This is a genomic window from Mameliella sp. AT18, assembly GCF_028807275.1.
GTDB classification, from domain to species: Bacteria; Pseudomonadota; Alphaproteobacteria; order Rhodobacterales; family Rhodobacteraceae; genus Antarctobacter; species Antarctobacter albus.
In genome coordinates this window covers 42,229-60,054 of the sequence record NZ_JARAMO010000229.1, presented here as the reverse complement: position 1 = coordinate 60,054, position 17,826 = coordinate 42,229, and the positions used below count along the sequence as shown (strand labels likewise).

Sequence of the window (17,826 nt, the reverse complement as noted above, 5' to 3'; positions counted from 1 at the left end):
TGGACGCGGGCGGCAAGACGGTCATTCGTATCCCGTCATCTCAAGATAGCCGCGTCCCGCGTGGCTGCCACCGACGCGCACCGGCCCTTCCCAGTAGGGGATCGAAACCGCCATCCATGCTTCAGGGTTCAGCGCCTCGACCGTCACGTCGATGTCCCGGTCCGGAAGCCTCATGCGCCAGGTCACCGGGATCTCTCGCCCGGCGACCTCTGCGTCCTGCAGTGGTTCTGCGGTCAGGGCGCCATCACCATAAGCCTGTGTCGCTCCGTCCGCACCGATCCAGGTGGCCGAGGTATAGGCGCTGCCATCTGTCTGGCGCAGGCGAAATCCCATCAGCTTGTCCCCCGTATCGAAGGACAGCGAAAACCAGTCCCAGCCCGATTGCGTGCTGCTCAGTGGTTGCGAGGAATATTCGCGATCCAGCCAGGCCTCTCCGGTCACGGGCACCGGGCCGTCAGGCAGATCCAGGACACCCTCGACGCGGTAGAGGGGCTGCGAATAGTAATAGCTGGCCTGCCCCTCCGCCGATTTGACCGAAAATCCCCGGTCACCGTGAAAGACCAGCGGCCCCTGCGCCGCCAGCCGCAGATCATAGCGGAACTCCGTCCCGCTGGCCGTGAGGGTCACCTTGTCCAGCGTCTCGCCAGTCATCTGCCAGTCGTCGATCCAGGCATCGAAAGGCTGCGCCGTCACACCCGCCTGACCGATGCCGCCACGGGCAAAGCGCTCGGCAACATGGTGCGCCCCGGGCGTGGTCACCGCCGCATGGGCGAACCAGACCTGCGGCGAGATCCAGCCCTCCCCCTCTCCCGGTGCCAGGGCCGAGCGGAACAGCGTCCACTGCACCCCGTAGTCGGTGCCATCCGGACCGGCCAGGTTGGCGGTCACGTACCACCATTCGATGCGATAATCGGGGTGCGGGCCGTGATCGGCGGGGAAGTCAAAGACCGGATCCGGGGCGGGTATGGCAAAGCCCGTCGCATCCGTGCCCAGCCCGGCAAAACCCTGCCCCAGCGCCGCCACCGGCCAGAGCAGCAGGAAAGCGATCAGCCTAGCGTTCATTGGCAAAGACCCTCAGCAATTGCGAAACCGGCGTGCGCGCCATGCGCAACGCGGGCCAGAGCGCGGCCAGCGCCGCCGCCAGCAGGGTCAGCAGCCCCAGCCGTGCATAGTCCAGCGGAAAGAGATACATCGGCAGGCGCCAGCCAAAGGCCTGCACATTGACCATCGCCAACAGGACCCAGGCCAGCGCCAGGCCCAGCGGCAGGGCCAGCAGAGCCGTCAGCGCCGCCAGCACCAACGCCCGGATCAGCTCGACCCGGGCAAGCCTGCCGCGCGTCAGCCCCATCGCCCAGACTGGCGCAAGCTGTGGCAGGCGGATGGCAGACAGGGTCAGCAGGCTCATCAGGATGGCAAAGCCCGCCACCGCCAGCGTCAGCACGTTGAGCGCCGCCGTAACGGTAAAGGTCCGCTCGAAGACAGCCAGCGAAAAGGCCTTGACCGACGACTGGTCCACCACACTGCCCGGCGGCAGGTCGAATGCGTCGCCCAGCGCGCTGCGCAGGTCTTCGGGGTCAAGGTCCAGCACACCGAACTGGCGTGGCGTCTCGTCGGGGAAAATCCCGGCGAACCGCGCCTCGGAGATGACCGCCTGGCCCAGAGGGTTGCCGTAATCGCCGTAGACACCGGCGACCGGCAGGCGCAGGCCTCCGCCAAGGTCCAGCATATCGTCCAGCCACAGCCCGGCCCGGCGCGCCAGTTGTTCGTTGACGATCACCGCCTCGCCCGCCGCGACCTGCGCCCATGCCTCTGGACGCGCCGCGACAAAGGTCCAGTTGGTCTCATAGGCGGAGCCCACCCGCGCGCCCATCAGCTCTGCCGGGACACCGGCAGGGCGGCTGTCGACCCGCAACAGAGGCAAAACCGTTGCCCCCCGGTCCTGCAGAAACGCCTCTATCCCGGGCATCCGGTCGCGGTCGACGCCACGGACGTAGGCATCCGCAAACAGCCGCTGATCCAGGAAATCGATGAAAGTCAGGCGAAAGCTGGAAACCATCGTCGACACGCCCACGTTCGCCGCCATCGCCAGCAAAAGCGCCATGAGCGCAAGACTGAGGCCAGGCAATTGCTGGCGCGTGTCGGCCCAGAACCAACCGCCGATCACGCCTTTGGCGCGGGACTGGCCCAGCGCAAGGACGGCGCCAAGGACCAGGGGAAGCGCCAGCGCAGCGCCGATTAACAAGCAGCCAAGCAGCGCGAAGGTGGCGATCAGACCGGCATCGGCCAGGGCAATCCCCGCCGCCACGGCCAAAAGCAGCACCGCCGCCCCGCCCTGCAACCAGCGCCCCCGGCCCGCGGCCATTGCCCAGGCGCGGGGGCGGGCGCTGGCCAGGATGGGCATCCGCGCGATCCGCCAGAGCGCCCCGGCCCCCGCCATCCCGGCCCCCAGCACGGCAATCGCCAGCCCGGACAACCACCACACCGGGCGCAGTTGCAGACCACCGGACACCTGCGCGCCATAAAGTCCCTCCAGCGTCGCGGCCACGTCCGGCAACAACAGGGCGGCAACAAAATACCCAAGCACGACGCCGATCGCGCCGGCCAGCAGTGACAGCAACAGCAGCTCGACCGTCATCAGCACGATCAGGCGCCGCAAGGGCACGCCCAGGGTGCGCAGGGTGCGCACCATGCCCCGGCGCTGTTCAAAGACCAGGCCGATGGTGCCATGCACGATAAAGATGCCGACGGCAAAACTCAGCAGGCCGAAGGCCGTCAGGTTGAGATGGAAACTGCCGGTCAGTTGCCCCACGTCACTGCCCGATTGCGCCGCGACGCGCGTCAGTCCCGGCGCCACCTCGTCAAGCGGCGGCAGGCCCAGCGGCTGATCTGGTGCGACGATCAACCGGCTGAGCCTTCCCTGCCGGTCCAGCAGGCGTTGCGCCACACCCACATCCGTCAGGGCCGTGTCCGGCGCCACGGAAGGATCCCTGACAACCTCTTGCGGAAGGCCCGCCAGCCGATCCGCCGTCGCGGCATCCGCAAACAGCACCCCCACCGTCAGGAAGCTGTTCAGGTCGATATCTCTGGCACCACCGACGGGGCTGAGTGCGCCGGGCGTGGTCAAGGGATCCATCCCGACGATCCGGACCCGCCCGGTATCGGTGCGCAAGCTTCCTTCGACCACGGGCGACACCTGCCAGCCCGCCCGTCGCAGCGCGACATAGGTTTCTTGCGGAAAGCTGTCCCCGGCCCTAGGCACAAGCTGGTCAAAGCGCCCCTCGCCCAGTGTCGCGGCGGCGGCGTCATAGCTGGCCCGCGCCTCGGCATTGATCGCCTGCACGCCGGACCACAGCGCCGTCGCCAGGGCGAGACCGGCAAGAAAGGTAAAGAACTGCAAGGGATTGCGCCGCCAATGCGCGACCAGCGCCTGTAGTACCGCGCGCGTCATGCCAGTTTTCCGGCACGCAGGTGCAATTGCCGGTCCATGCGTGCCGCCACGGCAGGCGAATGGGTCACCACCATCAGCGCCGCGCTGGTATCGCCCACCAGCGCCAGCATCTGGTCCAACACCTCTGCCGCCGTCGTTTCGTCAAGGTTGCCAGTGGGTTCATCCGCCAGGATCAACCGGGGCCGGGCCGCAAGCGCGCGCGCAATCGCGACACGCTGCTGCTGTCCCCCGGACAGCTGTTCAGGATACTTGTGCCGGTGATCGCCCAGGCCAAGCGTTTCGATCAGGCGCGCCACCTGCGCCGCATCCTCTCGCCCTGCCAGCCGCGCCTGGAACCGGATGTTGTCCGACACGTCCAGCGAAGGGATCAGGTTGAACTGCTGAAAGATCACCGCCACGTCCGAACGCCGCAAGGCTGCCCGCCCGGCCTCGTCCAACGCGGCGACGTCGCGCCCGTCGAACAGGACCTGTCCGCCGTCGACCGTATCCAACCCGCCGACGATGTGCAGAAGCGTGCTCTTGCCGGAACCGGACTCGCCCTGCAGCGACATGGTCTGGCCAAGGTCCAGCGAAAGGTCGACGCCGGACAGGACGGGAACCGGCCCCTCTGCCCCGGCAAAGCTCTTGGTGACGCCTGAAACCTGCAGCAACATGACCTACCCTCCGAGAGGGCGACATAGCCCCCCGCCGGGCTTAGCAAACCCGTTCATCGCGCAACAGGCACAGACGAAAAAGGCGCCCCGGTTCCGGGGGCGCCCTGTGGTCGCAGGTCCGCGTCCGCCTGCGCGGAAGCGATGCCGGTCGGGGTCAGCCCAGAACCTCCTTGACCGCCTCTGCCGTCTTGCCGGCGACTTCTTCGGCCTCTTCGCGGGTCAGGCAGAAAGGCGGTGCAAAACCCAGGATGTCACCCTGCGGCATCGCGCGCCCGATCACGCCGCGCGACAGCAGCGCGGCGGCCACGCTTGGCCCGACCTTCTTCGACGGATCGAAGAACGTGCGGCTGTCACGGTCCGCGACGAATTCCACCGCCGCCATCATGCCTTCGCCGCGCACCTCGCCGACGTTCGGGTGCGCATCCAGCGCGTCGTGCAGCGCCTTCTGGAAATGCGCGCCCACCTCGCCCGCGTTCTGCACCAGGTTCAGCTCGTCCAGAAGTTTCAGGTTGGCGACACCCGCCGCCGCGCCGATGGGATGCGCCGAATAGGTCCAGCCGTGGCCGATGGGGCCGTTTTCATCCGTGCCCTGTTCCAGCACCTTCCACATCTTGTCGCCGACGATGGAGCCCGACAGCGGCGCATAGGCCGAGGTCAGGCCCTTGGCGATGGTGATCAGGTCTGGTTTCAGTCCGTAGTGATCGGACCCCATCATGGTGCCCAGACGGCCAAAGCCGGTCACGACCTCGTCGGCGATCAGCAGGATGTCATGCTTGTTCAGCACCGCCTGGATCGCCTCCCAGTAGCCCGGCGGCGGCGGCACGATACCGCCCGTGCCCAGCACCGGCTCGCCGATGAAGGCGGCGATGGTGTCGGCGCCTTCGCGTTCGATCAGCGCCTCCAGCTCTGCCGCGCAATGGGCGGTGAACTGTTCCGGCGTCAGGTCCAGGTTGTCGCGGCGGTAGTAATAGGGCGCCTCGGTGTGGATCACCTGGGTCAGCGGCAGGTCGAACTTCTTGTGGAACAGCTCGAGGCCCGTCAGCGAGCCGGTCATCAGGCCCGAGCCGTGATAGCCGCGCCAGCGCGAGATGATCTTCTTTTTCTCCGGGCGGCCTAGGATGTTGTTGTAGTACCAGACCAGCTTGATGTTGGTTTCGTTCGCGTCGCTGCCCGATAGGCCGAAATAGACCTTGGACATGCCCTTGGGCGCGCGGTCGAGGATCATCTTGGACAGCGTGATGCTGGCCTCGGTGCCATGCCCGACATAGGCGTGGTAATAGGCCAGTTCCCTGGCCTGATCGGCGATGGCATCGGCAATGTCCTGGCGGCCATAGCCCACGTTCACGCAATAGAGCCCGGCAAAGGCATCCAGCAACTTGTTGCCTTCGCGGTCCTCGATGTGGCAACCTTGACCGCCGGTCACGATGCGGTTGGGCACGTTGCCCCGGGCGAATTCGGCCAGGTGGGTCGACGGGTGGAAGAAGTTGTCGCGGTCCCACTGGTCCAGTTGATCGTTTCTAAGCATCTCGGTCCTTTCCTCGCCTCACGCCCAATCGCGGCAGACGTATTTGATGTCCATGAATTCTTCCATCCCCCGGCGGGCGCCTTCGCGGCCCAGGCCGGATTGTTTCGTGCCACCGAAGGGGATCGGCGCGCCCGTCACCTTGGTGCGGTTCACCGCCACCATGCCGAACTGCAGCGCGCGACTCAGCCGGTAAATGCGGCGCGGGTCGAGCGAGTGGACATAGGCGACCAACCCGTATTCGCCCGCATTGGCGCGCGTCACCACCTCGTCCTCGGTATCGAAGGGCGTGATGGGGGCGACCGGGCCAAAGGTTTCCTCGCTCATGATACGTGCGTCGTCCGGCACGTCGGTCAGCACCGTCGGATCGTAGAACAGCGGGCCCAGTGCATTGCGTTTGCCACCGCAGGCCAGCTTGGCGCCCTTGTCCAGCGCATCGGCGACATGCTCTTCCTGTTTCTTCACCGCCGCTTCGTTCATCAGCGGCCCGATGTCGGGATCGCTCATGCCCGCACCGATGCTCAGCGCCTTGGTGGCGGCCACGAATTTCTCGCAGAAGGCGTCATAGATGGGCCGTTCGACGTAGATGCGGTTGGCGCCAAGGCAGTCCTGGCCGGAGGTGGCAAATTTCGCCTTGATGGTCTCGGCCACCGCCTCGTCGAGGTCCGCGCCCTTGAAGACGATCACCGGCGCGTGGCCACCCAGTTCCATGACCAGTTTCTTGATCGTCTCGGCAGAGGCGCGGTACAGCAGCCGTCCCACCTCGGTCGAGCCGGTGAAGGACAGTGCGCGCACGCGCTTGTCATCGGTCCAGGGTGGCACCACAGTCGAGGCGCGGCCCGTCACCACGTTGAAGACACCCGGCGGAAAGCCCGCGCGCTCTGCCAGCTCGGCCAGGGCAAGCGCGCTGAAGGGGGTTTCATGGCTGGGATGGGCGACCACGGTGCAGCCCGCCGCCAGCGCCGCCGCCGCCTTGCGGGTCAGCATGGCCGAGGGGAAGTTCCACGGCGTGATCAGCGCTGCCACGCCAACCGGTTCCAGCCAAAGCTCCACCTCGGCATCAGGCAGGTGGCTGGTGACGCCCTCGATGTTCGGGCGCTTGGATTCCTCGGCGTAGTATTCGACGAAACTGGCGGCATAGTCGATCTCGCCGCGCGCCTCGGAGATCGGCTTGCCCTGTTCCAGCACCATGATCCGGGCCAGGTCTTCCTTGTGCTTGACCATCAGGTCGAACCAGCGCCGCAACAGGGCGGACCGCTCCTGCGGCAAGGTCACCGACCAAGCGCCAAAGGCGCGCTGCGCCGCGTCCACGGCGCTGGCGCTGTCTTCGGCGGTCAGGCTGGCGACCTCTCCGACCACGGCGCCGCTGGCCGGGTCCGTCACCTGCAGCACCGCGTTGTCCCGCGCCGCGATCCACTTGCCGCCGACATAGGAAAAGCTGCGGACCAGCGACTTGTCAGAGACTTCCTCACGCGCGGAAAGAACCGTCTGGGTCATGTCACACCTCCATTTTCTGAGGTGCAGAATGTCCTGAATCCGGCACGGTCTGGGACCAAATCCAGCCACCAGTTCAGAAGAATCCTCTCCAATCCGGCCATGAGACAGTCCAAATCGTTTGTTTCAGCCGCCCAGCAGCGCATCCAGCGGAGGCATGGCCGAAGATTTCACCGGCTTGGTAACGATATAGGTGAAATAGCGCGCCAGCCCGATCCGGGCCTCCAACATGGCGTCGATGAGGCGCTGGTAGGCGTCGATGTCCCGCGCGACGATCTGCAAGAGGTAGTCGAACCCGCCGCCCAGTGCCCAGCAGTTCACCACCTCATCATACCCCTGCATCGCGCGCTCGAACCCCTGCATGCTGGCGGCAGTGTGATCCGCCAGTTCGGCGGCGACGAAGACCGTGACATGGGGCGCGATCCGCTTGAGGTCGATCTCTGCCCGGTAGCCTGTGATCAGGCCGGCCTGCTCCAGTCGCTTCAGCCGTTCCCAGCAGGGCGTCGCAGACAGACCCACCTTGTCGGCAAGCGCCGCCTTCGTGATGCGGCCCTCTTTCGCGAGGACCGAGAGGATCTTGAGGTCGCGTGCGTCCAGACGGGTCATGTGGCAATCGTCGTCCCGGCAGTCCCACGGACCTGCATCACATGGGTGGCGATGGCCGTATCCTGCGCGCCGGTGCCGGTCAGGTCACAGAGGGTGATGTCCTCCGGCGCGCGGCGCCCGGGCGCCTTGCCCGCGATCACCTCGCCCAGTTCCACCGGGGACGGCCTCAGGCCCGCCGCCAGCGCGGCTTCCAATTCTCCGCCGGTCTCGCACTGGCTGATCCGGTCACAGACATAGCGATCCGCGCGCGCCAGCGCCGCCGGATCGATCTCGTTCTTGCCCGCCTGGTCCGAGCCCATCGCCGTGATGTGCAGCCCCGGATGCAGCCAGTCCGCCATCAGGACAGGTGCGCGCGCCGGTGTCGTGGTGATGACCAGCTGGCTTTGCGCCACCAGGTCGCGGGCATCGGTCATGACCTCGGCCTCGACGCCCAGCGCCTGCGCGATGTCCGCCGCACAGGCCGCAGCCTTGACCGGATCGCGCCCCCAGACCAGCGCCCGTTTGAAGGGCCGCACAAGATACGCCGCCTGCATCTGCAAACGCGCCTGCACGCCGGTGCCGATCACCCCGGCGGTTGTGACCCCGGTCGGGGCAAGATGGCGCGCGGCAACCGCCCCTGCCGCCGCCGTGCGCACATCGGTCAGGTAACCGTTGTCCAATAGCAGCGCCTCGACCAGCCCGGTCCGGGCGGAAAATAGGATCATCAGCCCGTTGAGACTGGGCAGGCCCAACTTTGGGTTATCAAAGAACCCCGGGCTGACCTTGATCGCAAAGCCGTCAAAGCCGGGGATATAGGCCGTCTTGACGTCGACCTCTCCGTTCACCTGCGGCAGGTCCATCGACAGGATCGGCGGCATCACCACGTCACCGTTGGCCAGCGCGGCAAAAGCGCGTTCGACCACGTCCACCGCGGTAAGGTCCAAGGCGACGGCAGCGCGCAAATCGGCCTCTGTAAGGATGGTCACATCATGGCTCATAGCGCGTCCCCTTGATGGTCAGCTCCCCCAGCGTCACGTCCTGCCCCGCCATGATCGCCGCGTGCAGGTGCATGTCCAGGTTGCGCCCGGTGATGATCGTGGCCGTGGGTCCGCGCAGGGCCACCTTGCCCGCCTGAACGGCCGCGATTCCGACGACACAGGCCCCTTCGCAGACGATGCGATCCTCGTAGTAGATCGTCTGCAACGCATGATAGATCTCGTCCTCGGTGACCAGCACCACGTCGTCCAGGTAGTCTCGGCACAGCGGGAAGGACAGGCGGTTCTGCAAACCGATCCCACCGCCAAGGCTGTCGGCAAGACTGGCGACCTCTGTCACCTCGACCGGGTGCCCGGCCTGCAACGAGGCATACATTGCCGCTCCCCGATCCATCGTGATACCGATCACCCGAACCTTCGGATTGATCGTCTTGGCGGCAAAGGCGACGCCCGCCGCCAGCCCGCCACCGGAAAGCGGCACCAGGATCGTGTCCAGGTCGGGCCGCGCCTCCATCAGTTCCAGCCCGATGGTCCCCTGCCCCGCGATCACCAGGGGGTCGTCGAAGGGCGAGATTTCCGTCAGCCCCTCTTCTCGCACAAGCCGCTCTGCCTCGGCCTGGGCCTCGTCCTGGCTTTGCCCCACGATCCGCGCCTCGGCACCCAGCGCGCGTACGCCCGCCACCTTGGCCTGGGGGGCGAGATGGGACATGCAGACCACCGCCCGCAGCCCCCGCGCCCGCGCCGCATAGGCCACGCCGCGCCCGTGATTTCCGGTGGAACAGCAGGTCACACCGGCCACATCCGCAACCAGCCCGAAAATCGCATTCACGGCCCCGCGCAGCTTGAAGGCCCCCACCGGCTGGACGATCTCCAGTTTCATCAGGAACTCTTGCCCAAAGCGCGCGTTGAGCGACGAAGGAACCAGCGGCGTCCGGTCTGCAATTCCTGCGATGCGGGCGCGTGCGGCGAAGACGCGGTCCAGCGCGAAGTCGGTCATTGTGCCCCCTGCCGGTCGTTTTCGAACTAAGTGGTGTCGGTCCCCCTTCTTGCACAATGACCAATCGCCACCTAGGACTTCAAGCTGTCCCATAAGGTTTTTCCTTGCAGTTCCTCCGTTTCGCCAAACCATGGCGGAACGGACAATGATAAGAGGTGCAATAGATGTCGGCCCCGAACCTTCCCTTCTCGCAGACCGAATATGACCGGCGCCTGCGCCTGGTCGAGGCGCGCATGGAAACCCTGGGGCTGGATGCGCTTTTCGTCGAGGACCCTTCGAACATGGCCTGGCTGACCGGTTATGATGGCTGGTCCTTCTACGTTCACCAGGGCGTTCTGGTCATCCCCGGAGAGGCGCCGCTGTGGTGGGGCCGCTCGATGGACGGCTACGGCGCGCTGCGCACCGTCTGGATGGACCCCGACCGCATCCTTGGCTATGCCGACGATTACGTGCAGGCCACGGACATTCACCCGATGCAGGATCTGGCCGCGCATATCCGTGCGCGCGGTCTGGACACGGGCCGGATCGGCGTCGAGATGGAGAACTACTATTACTCGGCCCGGGCACATGCGACGCTGGTCGAGGAACTGCCGGATGCGCAACTGATCGACGCCACCGCTCTGGTCAACTGGCAACGGGCCGTGAAATCCAACGAGGAAATCGCCTTTATCCGCCGTGCCGCCAAGATCTCGGAGAAGATGGTCGATGGCATTCTCGAGCGCGTCGAACCGGGCCTGCCCAAGAACGAACTGGTGGCCGAGATCTATGCTGATGCGATCCGCGGCGCCGACGGTCACTGGGGCGATTACGCCGCCATCGTGCCGCTGTTGCCTTCTGGGCTCGACGCCTCTGCCGCGCACCTGACATGGGACGGGCGCCCGTTTGCCGAGGGCGAGGCAACCTTTTTCGAACTGGCGGGATGCTATCGCCGCTACCACGCCCCCTTTTGTCGGACGGTTTTCCTGGGCAAGCCGCCGCAACACATGCTGGACGCGGAAAAGGCGCTGGTCGAGGGCCTGGAAATGGGGCTGGAGGCGGCGCGAGCGGGCAATACCGCCGGCGACATCGCCCGCGCCCTTTACGCGGCACTGGCCAAGGGCGGCATCCAGCGCACCGGGCGCTGCGGCTATCCCATCGGCCTCAGCTATCCCCCGGACTGGGGCGAGCGCACGATCTCGATCCGCACCAGCGACGAAACCGTGCTGCAACCTGGCATGACCTTCCACTTCATGCCCGGCCTCTGGATGGAAGACTGGGGCCTCGAAATCACCGAATCCATCCTGATCCGCGAGGACGGGCCGGCGGAATGCCTCTGCGACCGTCCGCGCCAGCTTTTCATCAAGGACTGATATGGACCTGCTCTACCGCACAGAGGAACTGCTGGGCGAGCTGATCGCCTTTCCCACCGTCTCGGCGGACGGCAACCTAGACCTGATCGCCTGGGCCGCGAACTATCTCAAGGATCTGGGCGCGATCTGCGACGTGACGCTGGACGAGACCGGGCACAAGGCCAATCTCTTTGCCACATTCGGCCCGGAGGGCGACGGCGGGCTGGTCCTGTCGGGCCATTCCGACGTGGTGCCGGTCGAGGACCAGGAATGGTCTTCGGACCCCTTTGTCATGGACGACCGCGAAGGGCGGCTCTACGGGCGCGGCGCCTGCGACATGAAGGGGTTCATCGCCTGTGTGCTGGCGGTGGCCCCGCGCATCGCCGAATGGCCGCTGACCCGCCCGGTCCACATCGCGCTGACCTATGATGAGGAAGTGGGCTGTTTCGGCGCCCGCGCGCTGGTCGACGACCTGCGTGCCCGCGAAATCCGCCCGGCGATGGCGATCCTGGGTGAACCGACGATGATGCGCGTCATCAATGGTCACAAGGGCTGTTACGAATACACCACCCATATCACCGGCTGCGCCGGGCATGGGTCGGCCCCCGATCACGGGGTCAATGCCGCCGTCTGCGCCGCGCGTTATGCCGGGCGGCTGATGGAACTGGAAGGCGAACTGCGGACCCGCGCGCCCGAGGGCAGCCCGTTTTCGCCGGCCTGGACCACCCTGAACATCGGCCGCATTCATTCGGGTCACGCGCATAACGTCATCCCCGACCATGCGGAAATCGACTGGGAAATGCGTCCGGTGCAGCGTTCCGACGCCGAACATGTGCTGGCCGAGATCGACCGCTTTGCCGAGGAGATGCTGCCCGCGATGCTGTCCGTGCATTCCGAGGTCGCGATCACCCGCGAGGTCATCGCAGAAACGCAAGGCCTGCATCCAGTCAAGGACAGCGAGGTCGCCACCATCGTTTCTGCCCTGACCGGCGCCAACGGACTGGACGTGGTGGCCTTTGGCACCGAGGCGGGGCTGTTTCAATCGCTGGGCATGGATTGCGTCGTCTGCGGCCCCGGGTCCATCGAACAGGCGCACAAGCCGGACGAATACGTCAGCCGCGACCAGCTCTCGGCCTGCCTGCACATGCTGCAAGGGCTGGAAAAGCACCTGACCTGAACGCCCCTCGACAAGCCCCGGCCCCGTCCCCATCATGGCCCGGAACAGGGGAGGAGCCAGCATGAAGACCATCGTTGCCCACGGCGCGCATGACCTCAGGATCGAGGACCGCGAGATGCCAGTTCCGGGATCGGGGCAGGTGCTTGTCCGGCTGGAAACCGGCGGCATCTGCGGCTCCGACCTGCATTATTACCACCAGGGCGGCTTTGGCACCGTAAGGCTGAAAGAGCCGATGATTCTGGGCCACGAGGTTGCGGGCCGGATCGAAGCCCTAGGCGCCGGGGTCAGCGGACTGGCAGAGGGGCTGCGGATCGCCGTTTCGCCCTCTCGCCCCTGCCATGCCTGCCGGTTTTGCCACGCGGGCCAGCCGAACCACTGCCTGAACATGCGGTTCTACGGCTCTGCTATGCCCTTCCCCCACATCCAGGGCGCGTTCCGAGAGTACCTGGTGGCGGATGTCGCACAATGTGCGCCCGCCGGAGACCTGAGCGCCGGCGAGGCTGCGATGGCAGAGCCGCTTTCGGTGGTGCTGCACGCGGCCCGGCGCGCAGGCGACCTGCTGGGAAAACGCGTGCTGGTGACCGGCTGCGGACCGATCGGAATGCTGGCGGTGCTGGTGGCCCGTGCAGCGGGCGCGGTCGAAATCGTGGCCACGGACCTCACCGATTTCACCCTGGACATGGCGGCGAAACTTGGCGCCGACCGGGTCGTGAACATGGGCAAACACCCCGACGGGTTGGCGCCCCTGGCCGCTGAGAAAGGCCAGATCGACGTGCTGTTCGAATGCTCGGGCGCGGCGCCTGCTCTGGTCTCGGCAATCCCGGCAATGCGGCCCGGGGGCGTGATCCTCCAGCTTGGGCTTGGGGGCGACATGACCCTGCCGGTGCAGGCGATCACCGCCAAGGAGCTGGAGTTGCGCGGGTCCTTCCGCTTTCACGAGGAATTCTTTGCCGCCGTGGAACTGATGCGCAAGGGCCGCATCGACGTGAAGCCCCTGATCACCCATGAAGTCGCGCTGGATGAGGCCGAGGAAGGATTCAAGCTGGCCTCGGACCGTAGCCGGGCGATGAAGGCACAGATCCGGTTTTCGTGACCGGCAACAAACCGGTCAACCGCTTGCTGCCGCGCACCCTCCAAAGGTGTCGGCAGTGAGCTTGGTCAGCCGCCGAACCGCGTGCGGTCTCCTGCCGTCTTGCCAAACCCGCCACGGGAGATCGCGGTGGCGCGGGACATGGGCTTGGCGCCGATGGTCGAGGCCGGGCGCGCAAACTGCGAGGTGCCCAGCTTGGTCGCACCCCGGTTGCCCGAAAAGACGCTGGTGCCCGCCGCATTGGTAAAGCGTCCGTCCTGCGTCTTGTAAAGCGGCTGCGCGGCGGACATGCCGGATCGTCCGCCCATCATGTTCCCGATCAGGTAGCCGGCCAGCAGCGGCATGAAGATGCTGCCGGAACCACCTTCCGTCACCGCAGCCTCGGTGCCGCAGGCGCCCGGGCCGTGCAACTCCTCGCAGACCTCGCGGCTATCATAGCGCGGCGCGGCCTCGACGTGCAGCTTCTGCGCTTCGGCAAACTGGATCTCGCAGTCCTGCGCCGAGAACATGCCGCCACGCAGCGCCTCATCCTTGCAGGTCTGGAGGTCGGGAAAGGCGGCGGCGTCCACCTGTTCTTCCTTGCAGCCCGCAAGTGTAAAGGCGGCGGCGCCGACGATCGCGATGGCAACCCGTTTCGAACGTTTGGACATGACACTCTTTCCTTCTGCCCGGAGGGCGGTCAGTTGGTTGCGCGGCTTATGCCTGAATATAGTGAGGTTTGAACCGCGACAAATCCTGCGTGATGCGAGAGCGGTCTTCGCGGATGCCGATCCCGGCGCAGGACTGCCCGACGATCCATGTGCCGACAACGGGCCGGAAACCGTCGAACTGCGGCAAGGGGGCGTAGGCCTGTACGATCCGGGGGTGTTCGGAATACTCGGTGTTCTGGGCCTCTTCGAGGATCTTGCCCGCCTTCAGGATCGACACCGATGCGCCTTCGCGCGACAGGATCGGCTTGCGCACATGGCCTGCGGCAAGGTCGGCTTCGGCCCGGGCGAAAATCTGTGCAACCCCTGCAGAGGGACTGCCCGTGCCCTCCAGTGCATCGGCGATGTCCGCCTCGAAGAAGGCGGGCAACAGGTTGGGGTGGCCTTCGAACATCTGCCAGAGAACCGGCAACAACCCCTTGTTAGACAGGAGCGCCTTCCACGCGGGTTCAAGGAATAGACAGCCCGACCCGTCGATGTGATCGGCATAGTCGTCAAGGAAGAGGTCTTCCCAGGGGTAGAGCTTAAACAGGACGGCAATGCGGCGATCCTCGTCATCGAGGAACTGGCCGTCCTCGCTCAACCCGATCTTGTCGAGGTCGCAGTAATGCGCACCCAGGCCCGCTTCGCGCGCGGCCCATCCCATCGCTTCGACCGTGCCGTAGTCTTCGGGGTTGCCCGCGACCGCCGTGAAATGCAGATCGCTGTTGGCCTCGAAAACCTCATCGAAGCGCGCGACCAGCGCCTCGTGGATACCGTTGAACTGGTCGGTGCCCTCGGGCAACACACCGGCGGCAAGCTGATCCTCCAGCCACTGCCACTGGAACGCCGCGCTTTCGTAAAGAGAGGTCGGCGTGTCGGCATTGTATTCCAACAGCTTCGCCGGCCCCTTGCCGTCATAGGCAAAATCGAACCGGCCATAGATTTCCGGATCGCCCTGCTTCCAGCTGTTGGCGACAAGGTCGCGGCGGTTTTCCGGGATCCCAAGCTGTGTCATCAGGCGCTCGGAGGTGATGATCTCCGCAACAGCCTCGCGGCACATGGAATGCAGCTCTGTCGCCGGGTCCTCAAGATCGTTTTCGATCTGGTCGAGCGTGAAGGCATAGGCCGAGCTTTCGTCCCAGTAGGGCTCGCCATGCATGTCGGCGAAGGTAAAGCCGACCTCCTTGGCATGATCACGCCAATGCGGCCGCTCGGGCAAATGGGTCTTCTGCACGTCCCTGCTCTCCTGTTGCCTTGCGGCGGGTCTTTGATGGTGATTTCGGGTGCCGGGCGCGGCCCTGCAAGGGCGGGCCTTCGCAAGCTTGCGGGGAAAATACCGTCACCGGACACAAGACCGGCGTATCTGCCGTCAGATCTTGAGTTTCTTGAAGACCGGTTCGGGGATGTTGCGGATGATCGCCATGACCAGCCACCAGATACCGCGCACATAGATCACGTTGCGCCCCTTCTGCACCGCCTTCAGCACGGCGCCGCCCACCTCCTGCGGTTCGGCGGTCAGTTTTTCGGGCAGGTCCATGCCCTCGGTCATCGCGGTGTTGACGAAACCCGGCAGCACGGTGACCACATGCACGCCCTTCTTTGCCAGCCGGTTGCGCAGGCCCGACAGGAAGGCAGTGAACCCGGCCTTGGCGGAACCGTAGACATAGTTGGTGGCCCGCCCCCGGTCGCCCGCGACAGAGCTGACGCCGACCAGCGTACCGCTCCCGCGTGCCTCGAACCGGTTGGCAAGGAGTGCCAGGATGCCTGCGGGGCCTTCAAAGTTGCTGCGCAGGACCAGCGATGCCTTGTCGAGATCCCGCTCATTCTCTGCCTGTTCCCCCATGTAGCCCACGACGCTGACCGCGACCTGCGGCAGCGCGGGCAGGCCTTCGAGGAACCGGGTAAAACCGTCGCTGTCCAGCACGTCGAAGTCGTGCAATGTCACCTCGACTCCGTGGCGCAGGGCCAGGTCGGCGCGCACCGCGTCAAGGCTGGCGGCGTTGCGCGCGGCCAGCTGGATCGGGTGGCCCTGGGCGGCAAAGGCGTGTGCGATGGCCTGCCCCATGTCGGAGCGGGCGCCAAGGATCAGGACGGGCAGATCGGTCACAGGGAAAGCCTTTCGGATTGGGCAGAGGCGAAATGCGCCTTGAGACCAAGGGTTTCGCGCATCTCCTGGAACTCGGACACGCGGTCATCGGCCTGGCGCAGGGTGTCGGCGCGCATCCGGCTGTCCTTGGCCAGGTAGAAGCGCCCGCCATGGGCGACGGCGATGGCGTCGAGCCGTTCCAGCAGGTCGAGCGTGTGCGCTTTCATCGGGAAGTCTAGCGCCAGGGTGTAGCCCTCCATCGGGAAGGAAAAAGCGCTGTCCTGCGGACCAAACCGTTTCAGCACCGCCAGGAACGACCCCGCGCCGGCATCGGCAATCGCCTTGAGCAGCTCTGTCAGGCCCTCGCGGGCCGAGGCCAGCGGGATCACGCATTGGAACTGGGCAAAGCCGCGGCGGCCATAGATGCGATTCCATTTCAGCACCGAGTCGAGCGGGTAGAAATAGCTGTCCCAGTCGACCAGCGACGTGCCCGCTTTCCATGCGCCCATGCGGTAGTAAAGCTCGTTGAAGGCGCGCACCGTCCAGCGGTTCAGGGCAAAGCCCGGAAAATCCAGCGGCACGGACAGCTTGCCCTTGTGGCCCGCGTCCAGCGGGTTGGCGGCCTTCTTCGGGTCCAGTTCGGCCCGCGTCGCATGTTCCCCCAGCATGACCAGTGAACGGCCAAGATGCCGCCCCTGCCCCATGCAGTCGATCCAGGCGACGGAATAGGTGTCATGGCCATGCGCCTCGAAGAGGTCCATCGCCGTGGCGAGGTCGGGCGCGGGGTGGATCGTCTGCCTGATCCAGGCCGTTTCCACGGGCCGCAGGCGGATGGCGGCGCGCAGGATCACGCCGGTCAGACCCATGCCGCCGATGGTCCACCAGAACAGGTCATCCTCGTCCTTGCGGGTGGCGCGGCGCACCTCTCCATCCGGGCCCATGATCTCGACCCAGTCGACGCAGGCGCCAAAGCTGCTCTCGACATGGTGGTTCTTGCCGTGCACATCCGCCGCGATGGCGCCACCCAGGGTGATGAGTTTCGTCCCCGGCGTCACCAGGGGGAACCAGCCGCGCGGCAGGAAGGCGTCGATCACATCTCCCAGCAGGACACCCGCCTCGGCCACCAGTCGCCCGGTTTCCGCGTCGAATTCCAGCATGTGGTTGAAGTGGCGCATGTCCAGCGTCAGGCCCGCGCCCACCGCGCTGTCGCCGTAGGACCGCCCGTTGCCGCGCGCGATGACCGGCCTGTCGCCGGTGACAAGCGCCCTTAGCGCCGCCTCGTCACGCGGGGCGTGCACCTCTGTTTCGACCTGCGGAAAACGGCCCCATCCGGAAAGTTTCATGACATTGCTCCCAGCCGCGCATCGGTAAAGACAAAGCGCCGGTCGAGATTGTACTTGATGACGTAGCCGATGGTGAGGCCGAGGACTGCGCCCAATTCGCGCATCACATCGGTTTTCCAGAATATCCAGAAGGCGGTTTCGGTTCCCCAGAAGACCGCCGTGGTGACGATCCCCATCACCGTATACAGCGTGAACTTGCGCCCATGTGCGCGCAGGCCGGTGGCGTCGTCGTAGAAGATCCAGCGCTTGTCGAGCAGGTACTTCACCACCAAGCCCACCAGCGTACCCGCCCCCACCGCAAGGGCAAAGGCGGTCCCACCGTCCCCCGCCAGCAGGACCAGCCGCTGGGTGGCAAGATTGGCGAGCGTGGCCAGAACCGCAAAGCCCGCGTAGCGCAGCAGGAGCATCCGGCGCGTCAT

At 65.8% G+C, this 17,826-nt stretch carries 16 protein-coding genes; 3 read left to right on the top strand and 13 right to left on the bottom strand.

Features of this window, described 5'->3' with window-relative positions:
• Positions 1–21: 21 nt before the first annotated feature.
• The 8 genes from PVW46_RS20455 to eutB form a co-directional block, all read right to left on the bottom strand.
• Positions 22–1,062: a lipocalin-like domain-containing protein gene (locus PVW46_RS20455; protein ID WP_069208975.1), complete on the bottom strand. Its 1,041-nt coding sequence runs from the start codon at positions 1,060–1,062 to the stop codon at positions 22–24.
• The gene (locus PVW46_RS20450; RefSeq protein WP_069208974.1) at positions 1,052–3,448 is read right to left on the bottom strand and encodes an FtsX-like permease family protein; all 2,397 of its coding nucleotides are present in this window, start codon (positions 3,446–3,448) and stop codon (positions 1,052–1,054) included. Before PVW46_RS20450 ends, PVW46_RS20455 begins: the two co-directional genes overlap by 11 nt.
• Entirely contained in the window at positions 3,445–4,101 is a 657-nt protein-coding gene (locus PVW46_RS20445; RefSeq protein WP_043138367.1) for an ABC transporter ATP-binding protein, read from the bottom strand. Before PVW46_RS20445 ends, PVW46_RS20450 begins: the two co-directional genes overlap by 4 nt.
• A gap of 154 nt (positions 4,102–4,255) precedes the next feature.
• Positions 4,256–5,626, bottom strand: coding sequence for an aspartate aminotransferase family protein (locus PVW46_RS20440; RefSeq protein WP_069208973.1), 1,371 nt, complete (start codon positions 5,624–5,626; stop codon positions 4,256–4,258).
• Positions 5,627–5,644: 18 nt separating this feature from the next.
• The gene (locus tag PVW46_RS20435; protein ID WP_069208972.1) at positions 5,645–7,120 is read right to left on the bottom strand and encodes an NAD-dependent succinate-semialdehyde dehydrogenase; all 1,476 of its coding nucleotides are present in this window, start codon (positions 7,118–7,120) and stop codon (positions 5,645–5,647) included.
• 123 nt (positions 7,121–7,243) lie between these two features.
• Positions 7,244–7,723 carry an Lrp/AsnC family transcriptional regulator gene (locus PVW46_RS20430; RefSeq protein WP_043138373.1) on the bottom strand — a complete coding sequence of 160 codons (480 nt, stop codon included), beginning with the start codon at positions 7,721–7,723 and terminating at the stop codon, positions 7,244–7,246.
• Positions 7,720–8,700, bottom strand: coding sequence for a cyclodeaminase (locus PVW46_RS20425; RefSeq protein WP_069208971.1), 981 nt, complete (start codon positions 8,698–8,700; stop codon positions 7,720–7,722). Before PVW46_RS20425 ends, PVW46_RS20430 begins: the two co-directional genes overlap by 4 nt.
• On the bottom strand, positions 8,690–9,694 hold the full coding sequence (gene eutB, locus PVW46_RS20420) for a hydroxyectoine utilization dehydratase EutB (protein ID WP_069208970.1): 1,005 nt from the start codon (positions 9,692–9,694) through the stop codon (positions 8,690–8,692). The genes PVW46_RS20425 and eutB overlap by 11 nt, the downstream gene beginning before the upstream one ends.
• A gap of 164 nt (positions 9,695–9,858) precedes the next feature.
• On the opposite strand from eutB, the gene PVW46_RS20415 reads away from it, so the two are divergent.
• From PVW46_RS20415 to PVW46_RS20405, 3 genes are all read left to right on the top strand, one after another.
• Positions 9,859–11,043 carry a M24 family metallopeptidase gene (locus tag PVW46_RS20415; RefSeq protein ID WP_069208969.1) on the top strand — a complete coding sequence of 395 codons (1,185 nt, stop codon included), beginning with the start codon at positions 9,859–9,861 and terminating at the stop codon, positions 11,041–11,043.
• A 1-nt stretch (position 11,044) separates the two neighbouring features.
• Entirely contained in the window at positions 11,045–12,199 is a 1,155-nt protein-coding gene (gene argE, locus PVW46_RS20410) for an acetylornithine deacetylase (protein WP_274577348.1), read from the top strand.
• Between the two features lie 61 nt (positions 12,200–12,260).
• Positions 12,261–13,292, top strand: coding sequence for an L-idonate 5-dehydrogenase (locus tag PVW46_RS20405; RefSeq protein WP_069208968.1), 1,032 nt, complete (start codon positions 12,261–12,263; stop codon positions 13,290–13,292).
• Positions 13,293–13,357: 65 nt separating this feature from the next.
• Here the strand turns inward: PVW46_RS20405 and PVW46_RS20400 are convergent, their stop codons facing one another.
• The 5 genes from PVW46_RS20400 to PVW46_RS20380 all read right to left on the bottom strand — a co-directional run bounded on the left by PVW46_RS20400 (position 13,358) and on the right by PVW46_RS20380 (position 17,826).
• Entirely contained in the window at positions 13,358–13,939 is a 582-nt protein-coding gene (locus tag PVW46_RS20400; RefSeq protein WP_043138384.1) for a DUF1190 domain-containing protein, read from the bottom strand.
• A 46-nt stretch (positions 13,940–13,985) separates the two neighbouring features.
• Entirely contained in the window at positions 13,986–15,212 is a 1,227-nt protein-coding gene (locus PVW46_RS20395; protein WP_069208967.1) for a glutathionylspermidine synthase family protein, read from the bottom strand.
• Positions 15,213–15,347: 135 nt separating this feature from the next.
• Positions 15,348–16,085, bottom strand: a complete 738-nt coding sequence (locus PVW46_RS20390; protein WP_083242238.1) for an SDR family oxidoreductase — start codon at positions 16,083–16,085, stop codon at positions 15,348–15,350.
• Complete coding sequence (locus PVW46_RS20385; RefSeq protein WP_069208966.1) at positions 16,082–17,407, bottom strand: FAD-binding oxidoreductase; 1,326 nt, start codon at positions 17,405–17,407, stop codon at positions 16,082–16,084. Before PVW46_RS20385 ends, PVW46_RS20390 begins: the two co-directional genes overlap by 4 nt.
• Positions 17,404–17,826 carry a GtrA family protein gene (locus PVW46_RS20380; protein WP_043138393.1) on the bottom strand — a complete coding sequence of 141 codons (423 nt, stop codon included), beginning with the start codon at positions 17,824–17,826 and terminating at the stop codon, positions 17,404–17,406. Before PVW46_RS20380 ends, PVW46_RS20385 begins: the two co-directional genes overlap by 4 nt.